The 10,335-nt window shown below is 71.5% G+C and carries 7 protein-coding genes; 5 read left to right on the forward strand and 2 right to left on the reverse strand.

The features are described from left to right. Positions 1-89: 89 nt before the first annotated feature. Both HLK59_RS44660 and HLK59_RS44665 read right to left on the reverse strand, forming a co-directional pair. Positions 90-848 (reverse strand): hypothetical protein, encoded by a 759-nt coding sequence (locus HLK59_RS44660; RefSeq protein WP_206328339.1) that lies wholly within the window; start codon positions 846-848, stop codon positions 90-92. 142 nt (positions 849-990) lie between these two features. Further along, the gene (locus tag HLK59_RS44665) at positions 991-2,664 is read right to left on the reverse strand and encodes a PucR family transcriptional regulator ligand-binding domain-containing protein (protein WP_171147402.1); all 1,674 of its coding nucleotides are present in this window, start codon (positions 2,662-2,664) and stop codon (positions 991-993) included. 366 nt (positions 2,665-3,030) lie between these two features. On the opposite strand from HLK59_RS44665, the gene HLK59_RS44670 reads away from it, so the two are divergent. The 5 genes from HLK59_RS44670 to HLK59_RS44690 all read left to right on the forward strand — a co-directional run bounded on the left by HLK59_RS44670 (position 3,031) and on the right by HLK59_RS44690 (position 9,723). Further along, complete coding sequence (locus tag HLK59_RS44670; RefSeq protein WP_171147403.1) at positions 3,031-3,921, forward strand: xanthine dehydrogenase family protein subunit M; 891 nt, start codon at positions 3,031-3,033, stop codon at positions 3,919-3,921. Continuing rightward, entirely contained in the window at positions 3,921-4,505 is a 585-nt protein-coding gene (locus HLK59_RS44675; protein ID WP_171147404.1) for a (2Fe-2S)-binding protein, read from the forward strand. Before HLK59_RS44670 ends, HLK59_RS44675 begins: the two co-directional genes overlap by 1 nt. A 2-nt stretch (positions 4,506-4,507) precedes the next feature. After that, positions 4,508-6,901 (forward strand): molybdopterin cofactor-binding domain-containing protein, encoded by a 2,394-nt coding sequence (locus tag HLK59_RS44680; protein WP_171147405.1) that lies wholly within the window; start codon positions 4,508-4,510, stop codon positions 6,899-6,901. A 170-nt stretch (positions 6,902-7,071) separates the two neighbouring features. Then, entirely contained in the window at positions 7,072-8,529 is a 1,458-nt protein-coding gene (locus HLK59_RS44685) for an NCS2 family permease (RefSeq protein ID WP_171147406.1), read from the forward strand. A gap of 42 nt (positions 8,530-8,571) precedes the next feature. After that, positions 8,572-9,723, forward strand: a complete 1,152-nt coding sequence (locus HLK59_RS44690; RefSeq protein ID WP_171147407.1) for an XdhC/CoxI family protein — start codon at positions 8,572-8,574, stop codon at positions 9,721-9,723. Positions 9,724-10,335 lie beyond the last annotated feature (612 nt).

Here is a 10,335-nt window from a genome sequence, read left to right on the forward strand (position 1 = left end):
CCGCCGCCCCTACCCGTCCCATCCCCGGGGGCGCAGCCCCCGGGGATGGGACGGGTAGGGGCGGCGGGGGCGAGGCGAGTCTCGGGGGCTCAGGCCGTCGCCGCCGGTGGTGGGGCCAGCTGCTGGGACAGCCAGGTCGGTACGCCGCCCAGCAGTCGGAACAGCCGCCGCGCCTCCTCCCGCAACCGCGAGGCCTCCGGCTCGACTTCCGCGTCCGCCAGGGAGGCCAGCGCCGGGGCTGTGCCGACCAGGTAGCCCAACTCCTCACGGATCCGCAGGGATTCGGCGAAGCCGTGCCGGGCCTCGGCCAACTCACCGTCCCGCAGGGCGAGTCCGGCGAGATGACGCCAGGTGAAGGACAGCAACAGGGGGTCTGCATGGGCCACCGCCCCCGCGTGCGCCCGCCGGTACGCCGCCCGCGCCGACTGCGGCGACCGCGACAGGTTCTCCGCCAGCAACCCCCGCCGGAAGTCCAGCAGCGCCCGCGCCGGCGCCCCCGGAGGGATCAACGCCGCCGCCCGCCCCAGCGCCGCCCGCGCCTCGTCGGCCCGGTCCCGCACCGCGTGCAGCGTGGCCGCGTACGCAAGGTGCCCGCGTTCACAAGCGGCCGCACCCCGCTCCTCGTCGGTGTGCGCCAGCGCCTCCGCGGTCCGCAGCGCGTCCTCGGCCTCCTGCCAGCCCTGTTCGGTGTAGAGACATCGCTCGACCAGCAAGGACGCCCGTTGCAGCGCGAACCCCGCCTCCACCGGCTGGAGCAGCGCCGCCGCGTCGACCCAGCAGGCGCGTGAGCGCAGCCGCCATACCGCGGTCTGGAGTGGATCGTCAGGGGTCGTTCCGTTACCAGACATGGCGGTATACGCCACCTCGCCCTCCCCGGCACACCATTGAGCTGTTGAGTGGTGGCCGCATCTCAGCACGAATTCCGTGGCCCGGCCAAGAGGGTGGGTGAAGGATTTCACAAAGTCGTGGGATCCCAGGCCCCGCCAGGTTTCAGCTCATCCGCAGTGCCAGGAAGAAATCCAGCTTGTCCTCCAGCCTCGACAGGTCACGACTCGTCAACTGCTCGATTCGCCCCACCCGGTAGCGCAGTGTGTTGACGTGCAGGTGGAGACGGGTCGCGCAACGCGTCCACGAACCGTCGCAGTCGAGGAAGGCCTCCAGGGTCGGGATCAGCTCCGCGCGGTGGCGGCGGTCGTAGTCGCGCAGCGGGTCCAGCAGCCGCGCGGTGAAGGCTCTGCGGACGTCGTCCGGCACGAAGGGCAGCAGGAGGACGTGCGAGGCCAGTTCCTGGTGGCCCGCCGCACACACCCGGCCCGGCCGCGCCGCCGCCACCCGCCGGGCGTGCCGCGCCTCCTCCAGCGCGCCCCGCAGCCCCTCCGCCGAGTGCACGGCCGCGCTCACGCCCAGCGTGACCCGGCCGTCGTCGTCCAGACCGGCGGCGAGGGGGTCCCGTACGGACTCCAGGAGGACGTCGGCGAGGATCCCCGCCTCCGAGCCGTCGTGCTCGGTCGACACGGCCGGCAGCGGCACGAGCGCGATGGCCTCGTCACCCGTGTGGGCCACCGCGATGCGGTCGGAGTGCTCGGGCCCGGTGGACAGCGGGTCGACCAGGATCTCCTCCAGCAGCGACTGGGTGACCGCGCCGCCCTCGATGTCCGCGCCGTCCCACTCGACGCGGGCCACGACGACCTGCCAGTGCGGGGCCGCCCCGAGCCCGGGCAGCAGCACCGGCGCGGCCACCCGCAGCCGCGCGGCGATCTCGGCGGGCGCGGCACCCGTCTGGACCAGCTCCAGGACCTCCTGGGCGAGGCGGCGGCGGACCGTGCGTGCCGCGTCCCTGCGGTCCCGTTCGACCGAGATCAGCTGGGTGACGCCCTGGAGCAGGTCCAGGCGCTCCTCGGGCCAGTCCCCGGCGTCCGCCTCGACGGCCAGCAGCCAGTCCGACAGCACGGTCTCGCGCACGTCCCGCGAGCCCTGCGCCGAGCGGCCGCTGCTGCGGACGGGGAACAGGGAGTACGTCGCCGAGCCGAGCGTCAGGCGGTGCGGGCCTCGGCGGCCCGTCCGAGCCGCCGCCAGGTGCTCCGCCGCCAGCTTCGCGCACACGTCGGCGGGCAGCGCCGGGCCCGTGGTCTTCGAGCCCGCGATCAGCCGCCCGGTCGGCGACAGCACCCAGGCCCGCAGGTCCAGGTCCGAGCCCAGCAGGTCCAGGACCACGTCCGGGCCGCCGCCCGCCGGGCCCGAGGTCATCATCCGGCGGTGCCGGTCCACGACCGCCGCGAGATCCCCGGCGCGCTCGCCCGACACCTGGCGTACGACGTGCTCGGTGATCGTCGCGAACGCCACCGACTCGTGCACCGCGAACAGCGGCAGCCGGTGGTGGGCGCAGGCGGCCACCAGGTCCTGCGGAACATGCCCGAACTCGGCCGTACCGGCCGCCAGCGCCGCCACCCCGGCGTGCGCCAGGGAGCGTACGAACGCCTCGGAGTCGGCGGGCTCCCGGTGCCAGGCCAGGCCGCTCAGGACCAGCTCCCCGCCCGAGAGATAGCGGCTCGGGTCCCGGAGGTCGGTGGTCATCACACCCCGCACGGTGCGATCCAGCTCGTCCTCGCCGCCGAGCAGCCGCAGGCCCAGCGCGTCGGTGTCCAGCAGTGCGCGCAGCCGCATTCTCGTCGCCGCCGATCTTTGTCTCGAAATCTACGATGAACTCTGAGGGTGTTGTGGTGACAGGGGCCCGCCAGGTGGGCTGAGGGGCACGTCTCCCGGTCTTCGGGCTGTGTCCCAGGTCACGCCCACTGTGTCGCGCGTTTCCACAGGAAAACATGGAGGTTACTGAGGACCTCCGTTCATACGAATCTACAAGATGCCCGCCCCGACCAGCCAACTCCTTCAGAGTTTCCGTGACTGACCCCGTCGGAGTACGGCGCTGTGTACTGAGCCCACTCCGCGTAAACAGCACATGAACGAGCCGGGCCCGCCGCACACGATCTGGCTCGATCTGATCGACCCACGAGACGAAGAAGAGAGCCGGTCATGGACTTCCTTCGCCCCGCCAGCTGGGAGGAGGCGCTCGCCGCCAAGGCTGAGCACCCCACCGCTGTGCCCATTGCGGGCGGCACCGATGTGATGGTCGAGATCAACTTCGACCACCGGCGGCCCGAGTACCTGCTCGACCTGAACCGCGTCACCGACCTCACCGAGTGGGAGGTCGGCGAGGGATCGGTGCGGCTCGGGGCCTCCGTCCCGTACACCCACATCATGGAGAACCTGCGCGCCGAGCTGCCGGGCCTGGCCCTGGCCTCGCACACGGTCGCCTCCCCGCAGATCCGCAACCGCGGCGGCGTCGGCGGCAACCTCGGCACCGCCTCCCCGGCCGGCGACGCCCACCCCGCCCTCCTCGCGGCCGGCGCCGAGGTCGAGGTGGAGTCGGTGCGCGGCTCGCGTCTGATCCCGATCGACGCGTTCTACACCGGCGTGAAGCGCAACGCGCTCGCGCCCGACGAGCTGATCCGCGCCGTGCACATCAAGAAGGCGGACGGCCCGCAGCAGTACTCCAAGGTCGGCACCCGCAACGCGATGGTCATCGCGGTCTGCGCCTTCGGCCTGGCGCTGCACCCCGAGACCCGCACCGTCCGCACCGGCATCGGTTCGGCGGCACCCACCCCCGTCCGGGCGAAGGCCGCGGAGGAGTTCCTGAACGCGGCGCTCGAAGAGGGTGGCTTCTGGGACAACGGAAAGATCATCACCCCGTCGGTCGCCAAGCAGTTCGCGGACCTGTGCTCCGCCGCCTGCAACCCGATCGACGACGTCCGGGGCACGGCGAGCTACCGCCGCCACGCGGTCGGCATCATGGCCCGCCGCACCCTGACCTGGACCTGGGAGTCGTACCGCGGCACCGCCGCCCGCTCGGAGGGAGTCGCGTAATGCGCGTCAATTTCACGGTCAACGGCCGTCCCCAGGAAGCCGACGACGTCTGGGAGGGCGAGAGCCTCCTCTACGTCCTGCGCGAGCGCATGGGCCTGCCCGGCTCCAAGAACGCCTGCGAGCAGGGCGAGTGCGGCTCCTGCACGGTCCGTCTGGACGGTGTGCCGGTGTGTTCGTGTCTGGTCGCCGCCGGTCAGGTCGAGGGCCGCGAGGTCGTCACCGTCGAAGGGCTCGCGGACTTCGCCAAGCAGCGCGCCGAGCACGGCGGTTGCGCCACCGGAGCCTGCGGTACCTCGCTCCAGGACGCCCAGCAGTGGGCTGCCAAGGGCCAGGACTCCCAGACCGGCGAGGGCACCCGACTCTCCCCGATCCAGCAGGCGTTCATCGACGCCGGCGCCGTCCAGTGCGGCTTCTGCACGCCGGGTCTGCTGGTCGCCGCCGACGAGATGCTGGAGCGCAACCCGTCCCCGAGCGACGCGGACATCCGCGAGGCGCTGTCGGGCAACCTGTGCCGCTGCACCGGCTACGAGAAGATCATGGACGCGGTCCGCCTCGCGGCCGCCCGGCAGGGAGAGGCGGTCTGACCATGTCCGCGAAACCCACCATCGGCGCTCCCACCAAGGTCACCCAGGGTTCCCCGACCAAGGGCGGCATCGGCGAGTCCACGCTCCGCCCGGACGGCACCCTCAAGGTCACCGGCGAGTTCGCGTACTCGTCCGACATGTGGCACGAGGACATGCTCTGGGGCCAGATCCTGCGCTCCACCGTCGCGCACGCCGAGATCGTGTCCATCGACACGAGCGAGGCCCTCGCCATGGCGGGCGTCTACGCCGTCATGACGTACGACGACCTGCCGACCGACGTGAAGAACTACGGCCTGGAGATCCAGGACACCCCGGTCCTCGCGCACGGCAAGGTCCGCCACCACGGCGAGCCGGTGGCGATCGTGGCCGCCGACCACCCGGAGACCGCGCGCCGCGCCGCCGCCAAGATCAAGGTCGACTACCGCGAACTGCCCGTCATCACCGACGAGGCCTCCGCGACCGCGCCCGACGCGATCCTCGTCCACGAGGGCCGCGACGACCACCACATCGGCCATGTCCCGCACCCCAACATCGTGCACCGCCAGCCGATCCTGCGCGGCGACGCCGCCGCGGCCGCGGAGCGCGCCGACTTCGTCGTCAAGGGCGAGTACACCTTCGGCATGCAGGACCAGGCCTTCCTCGGCCCCGAGTCGGGCCTCGCGGTGCCGGACGAGGACGGCGGCGTCCACCTCTACATCGCCACCCAGTGGCTGCACAGCGACCTCAAGCAGATCGCCCCCGTCCTCGGCCTGCCCGAGAGCAAGGTCCGTATGACGCTCTCCGGCGTCGGCGGTGCCTTCGGCGGCCGCGAGGACATCTCGATGCAGATCCACGCGTGCCTGCTCGCGCTGCGCACCGGCAAGCCGGTCAAGATCGTCTACAACCGCTTCGAGTCCTTCTTCGGACACGTCCACCGCCACCCGGCGAAGCTCTTCTACGAGCACGGCGCGACGAAGGACGGCAAGCTCACCCACGTGAAGTGCCGCATCGTGCTGGACGGCGGCGCCTACGCCTCCGCGTCCCCCGCGGTCGTCGGCAACGCCGCCTCGCTGTCGATCGGCCCCTACGTGGTCGACGACGTCGACATCGAGGCCATCGCCCTCTACTCCAACAACCCGCCCTGCGGCGCCATGCGCGGCTTCGGCGCGGTCCAGGCGTGCTTCGCCTACGAGGCCCAGATGGACAAGCTCGCCGACCGGGTGGGCATGGACCGGGTCGAGTTCCGTCAGCTCAACGCGATGGAGCAGGGCACGATCATGCCGACCGGCCAGCCGGTCGACTCCCCGGCCCCGGTCGCCGAACTCCTGCGCCGCGTCAAGGCGATGCCGCTGCCGCCCGAGCAGCAGTGGCTCTCGGCCGGCGAGGCCGCCGACGTACGGCAGCTGCCCGGCGGTCTGTCCAACACCACCCACGGCGAGGGCGTCGTACGGGGTGTGGGCTACGCGGTCGGCATCAAGAACGTCGGCTTCTCCGAGGGCTTCGACGACTACTCCACCGCCAAGGTGCGCATGGACGTCATCGGCGGTGAGCCCGTCGCGACCGTCCACACCGCCATGGCGGAGGTCGGCCAGGGCGGTATCACCGTCCACGCGCAGATCGCCCGCACCGAGCTGGGCGTCACCCAGGTGACGATCCACCCGGCCGACACCCAGGTGGGCAGCGCCGGTTCGACGTCCGCGTCGCGTCAGACGTACGTCACCGGCGGCGCCGTCAAGAACTCCTGCGAGCTGGTCCGCGAGAAGGTCCTGGAGATCGGCCGCCGCAAGTTCGGCTCGTACCACCCGGCTTGGGCCACCGCCGAGCTGCTCCTGGAGGGCGGCAAGGTCGTCACCGACGGCGGCGAGGTCCTCGCCGACCTGGTCGACGTACTGGAAGGCGAGTCCGTCGAGGTCGAGGCCGAGTGGCGGCACCGTCCGACCGTGGCCTTCGACCTGCGCACCGGCCAGGGCTTCGGCCATGTCCAGTACTCCTTCGCCGCGCACCGCGCGGTCGTCGAGGTCGACACCGAGCTCGGCCTGGTGAAGGTCATCGAACTGGCCTGCGCCCAGGACGTCGGCAAGGCGCTCAACCCGCTGTCCGTCGTCGGCCAGATCCAGGGCGGCACGATCCAGGGTCTGGGCGTGGCGGTCATGGAGGAGATCATCGTCGACCCCAAGACGGCCAAGGTCAGGAACCCGTCCTTCACGGACTACCTGATCCCCACCATCCTCGACACACCGACCATCCCCGTCGATGTGCTCGAACTCGCCGACGACCACGCCCCGTACGGGCTCCGTGGCATCGGCGAGGCCCCCACCCTGTCGTCCACGCCGGCCGTCCTCGCGGCGATCCGGAACGCGACCGGGCTGGAGCTCGACCGGACGCCGGTACGTCCCGAACACCTCACGGGCACGTGACCCTCCGGAAGCTGAACCGGTGAGGGGTCCTGGGGAAGGACGACGTCCTTCCCCAGGACCCCCGAAGAAAGTTCGTCTCGGGCCGTCCCCCGGGTCGCACCTCCCCAAATCCCGCGCAAGCGCCGAAGGCAGCCCGCGGGTGCCCCTGTGAACCTTGGGAGTAGGCCCACATGACCCAGCAGTCCCTGGAGCCGAAGACCGTTGCCGACGACGCGGGCGAAGGCACCCGCGTCCCGGCCGGACGGTCCTGGCTCGACCGGTACTTTCACATATCCAAGCGGGGATCCACGATCGCGCGCGAGGTGCGCGGCGGTACGACCACGTTCATGGCGATGGCGTACATCCTGCTGCTCAACCCCCTGATCCTGTCCGGCAAGGACGTGGCCGGGGCCACGCTCGGCCAGCAGGCACTCATCACCGCGACCGCGTTCGCGGCGGCCTTCAGCACGCTGCTGATGGGCTTCTTCGGCAAGGTGCCCCTCGCGCTGGCCGCCGGTCTCTCCGTCTCCGGTGTCCTGGCCTCCCAGGTCGCCCCCGCGATGACCTGGCCGCAGGCCATGGGCATGTGCGTGATGTACGGCGTGATCATCATGCTGCTGGTCGTCACCGGTCTCCGTGAGATGATCATGAACGCCATCCCGCTGGCCCTCAAGCACGCGATCACCATGGGCATCGGCCTGTTCGTCGCACTGATCGGCTTCTACAAGGCCGGCTTCGTCCACCAGGGCAAGGCGACCCCGGTGACCCTCGGCCCGACGGGCGAACTCGCGGGCTGGCCGGTGCTGTTGTTCGCGGTGACCCTGCTCGCGATCTTCATGCTCCAGGCGCGCGGGATCCCCGGCGCCATCCTGATCGGCATCGTCGGCGGCACGGTCCTGGCCGTGGTGCTCAACGCCCTCGACGTCATCGACCCCGGACAGTGGACCAGCGGTGCTCCCGAACTCCACGGCAGCGCGGTCTCGATGCCGGACTTCTCGATCTTCGGCGACGTCGAGTTCGGCGGCTGGGGCGAGGTCGGCGCGATGACGGTCGGCATGATCGTCTTCACGCTCGTCCTGGCCGGCTTCTTCGACGCGATGGCCACGATCATCGGCGTCGGCACCGAGGCCAAGCTCGCCGACGAGCAGGGCCGGATGCCGGGCCTGTCGAAGGCCCTCTTCATCGACGGCGCCGGCGGTGCGATCGGCGGCGTCGCGGGTGCCTCGGGCCAGACGGTGTTCGTGGAGTCGGCGACCGGCGTGGGCGAGGGCGCCCGCACCGGCCTCTCCTCGGTCGTCACCGGCCTGTTCTTCGCGGCCTGCCTGTTCTTCACCCCGCTGACGGCGATCGTGCCGGGCGAGGTCGCGGCGGCGGCCCTGGTGGTCATCGGCGCGATGATGATGATGAACGCGCGGCATGTGGACTGGGCGGACCGCGCGACGGCGATCCCGGTCTTCCTGACCGTCGTCATCATGCCGTTCACGTACTCGATCACGGCGGGTGTCGCCGCGGGCGTCATCTCGTACGTCGCGATCAAGGTCGCCCAGGGCAAGGCGCGGGAGATCGGTGCCTTCATGTGGGCCCTGACAGTGATCTTCTTCGTCTATTTCGCCCTCAATCCTCTTGAGAGCTGGATGGGCGTGCACTAGCCGCCCGCCGCATACGACCGCTGTTGTGAAGGAGACCGAGAGATGCTGGACATCGCCGAAGAGCTGCACCGGTGGGTCGAGCAGGGACGCGACTTCGCCGTGGCCACCGTGGTGGCCGTCGGCGGCAGCGCCCCTCGCCGGCCCGGCGCCGCCCTCGCGGTGGACACCGACGGCACGGCGATCGGCTCGGTCTCCGGCGGTTGTGTGGAGGGCGCGGTGTACGAGCTGTGCCAACAGGCGCTCCAGGACGGGGAGTCGGTCCTCGAACGCTTCGGCTACAGCGACGACGACGCCTTCGCGGTCGGTCTGACCTGCGGCGGCATCATCGACATCCTGGTCACGCCGGTACGGGCGGGGGACCCCGTCCGTCCGGTGGTGGCGGCGGCGCTGGCCGCGGGGTCGTCGGGCGGGGCGGCGGCGCTCGCCCGCATCGTCTCGGGCCCCTCGGACCTGAGGGGCCGCGCGCTGCTGGTCCGCCCGGACGGTTCCTACGACGGCGGCTACGGCGGCCATCCGGAACTGGACCGCACGGTGGCCGCCGAGGCCCGCGCGTACCTGGACGCCGGCCGCACCGGCACGCTGGAGATCGGCGAACAGGGTTCCCGCTGCGGGGCCCCGCTGACGGTCCTCGTGGAGTCCTCCGTGCCGGCCCCCCGGATGATCGTCTTCGGGGCGATCGACTTCGCGTCGGCGCTGGTGCGGGTGGGGAAGTTCCTGGGCTACCACGTCACGGTGTGCGACGCCCGTCCCGTGTTCGCGACGAAGGCCCGCTTCCCGGAGGCGGACGAGATAGTCGTCGAGTGGCCCCACACGTACCTCGACCGCACGGAGGTCGACGCCCGCACGGTCCTGTGCGTCCTCACCCACGACGCCAAGTTCGACGTACCCCTGCTCCGGCTGGCCCTGCGTCTGCCGGTCGCCTACGTCGGAGCGATGGGCTCCCGCCGCACCCACCTGGACCGCAACGACCGCCTCCGCGAAGTCGGTGTCACCGAACTGGAACTGGCCCGCCTCCGCTCCCCGATCGGCCTGGACCTCGGCGCCCGCACACCGGAGGAGACGGCCCTGTCCATCGGTGCCGAGATCGTCGCCAACCGGCGCGGCGGAAGCGGGGTCCCACTGACGGGGGCACACACCCCGATCCACCATGACGTGACGTCCGCGGAGGTGGAGCGGATCGGGTCGGTGGCCTGAGATCAGTTCAGGAGCTGCTGGTCAGCGGGTGTCTGACATAGCCGATGGTCCGCTTTCCGTCCGCCGACCAGAACTGTGCGTGCACCATGTCACCGGCGCGCACTCTGCCGAACGCCCGGCTTGGTCCCGCGGCTCTCCTGCTTCTCGCAGAGGGGCAACGGGGGGCATGGCGAAATGGTGCGGCTCAAGTCCCGCCCCCGTACCCCGAATCGACGCATCACCCCAGTTCAACAAGTGGGCGCGTGGACTGGAGCGCGGGTGGCGTACGCCTGGCGCGTGACGGGAGTCGGCTTACGGGGCGCACCGTGCCGGGCGGGCGCTCCGCACGCGCCGCGAAGCAGCGCACCCCGCCGGGCTCCGGACCGTTCCATCGGCCCCGACCCCAGCCGCCCGTCGGCGGAGCCGTCACCACCCGGCGCCGGCAGCCCGCGCCACCGCCCCCTTGTCCGCCATGGAGGCGAGCACCGGCCGCATCGTCACCGCGTCGAACCCGTCCCGGGGCCGGGCGCGGCTCCAGGTCCGCGTGGCGGTTGGGCACCGTCGCCCAGTCGACAGCGTACACGCCCAGCCCGCACCCGACGTTCAGCACCGCGTACCGGATCCCGGCCGCAC

The organism is Streptomyces sp. S3(2020), assembly GCF_013044505.1.
Taxonomy (GTDB): domain Bacteria; phylum Actinomycetota; class Actinomycetes; order Streptomycetales; family Streptomycetaceae; genus Streptomyces.